The following is a 292-nucleotide window of genomic DNA, read 5'->3' as shown; positions in this document are numbered from 1 at the left end:
CAATTTCTGCGGCTCATAGCTATGAGACAACTATTTTGGACTTCTCCAAGGAACAGTTGGACAAGGATAGGCTAGTTGCTGAGCGAGAAAATCTGGATTTGCAAACGGTCCAGGCAGATATGACACAAGCCTTTCCTTTTGAAGACGAGAGTTTTGACATCATCTTTTGTCCGGTTTCAAATATTTATATCGAAGATTTGGCCAATATGTGGCAGGAGTCTTATCGGGTTTTGAAAAAAGGTGGTCTGCTCATGGTCGGTTATATGAACCCTTGGATTTATGTCTTTGATGC

Annotated in this window: 1 protein-coding gene; it reads left to right on the top strand. The window is 41.8% G+C overall.

What is annotated here, in order from left to right; genetic code table 11:
• Positions 1 to 292: class I SAM-dependent methyltransferase (locus C1G53_RS06895; protein WP_153046668.1), on the top strand; the 292-nt coding region annotated here is incomplete at both ends.

The sequence above is a fragment of the Streptococcus suis genome (assembly GCF_002960445.1).
In the GTDB taxonomy this organism is placed as follows: domain Bacteria; phylum Bacillota; class Bacilli; order Lactobacillales; family Streptococcaceae; genus Streptococcus; species Streptococcus hyiners.
The sequence above is the reverse complement of the archived record's forward strand: the minus strand, read 5'-3'. Positions and strand labels throughout refer to the sequence as shown.